This is a genomic window from Candidatus Kosakonia sp. 282A-S69 (assembly GCF_029433855.1).
Classification (GTDB): Bacteria; Pseudomonadota; Gammaproteobacteria; order Enterobacterales; family Enterobacteriaceae; genus Kosakonia; species Kosakonia cowanii_A.
The window spans coordinates 240954-241233 of the sequence record NZ_JAROAU010000005.1; the positions used below are offsets into that span (position 1 = coordinate 240954).

Consider the following 280-nt stretch of genomic DNA (forward strand, 5'->3'; position numbering starts at 1 on the left):
CGCTCGTGGCGGCCGCCGAGGTGCTGATCCCGATCCAGTGCGAGTACTACGCGCTGGAGGGTCTGGGGCAGCTGCTCAGCAACATCGACCTCGTGCGGTCGCACCTCAACACGGCACTGCACGTGTCGACGATCCTGCTCACGATGTACGACGGCCGTACGAAGCTCGCCGACCAGGTGACCTCCGAGGTCCGCCAGCACTTCGGCCCGACCGTTCTGCGGACGGTCATCCCCCGCAGCGTGAAGGTGTCCGAGGCACCCGGCTTCAGCCAGACGGTGCT

1 protein-coding gene is annotated in these 280 nt (G+C 67.1%); it reads left to right on the plus strand.

Going from position 1 to position 280, the window contains the following annotated elements; genetic code table 11:
- Window positions 1-280, plus strand: a 280-nt coding sequence (locus tag PU683_RS22150) for a ParA family protein (protein WP_277174701.1), incomplete at both ends; no start/stop codon positions are given.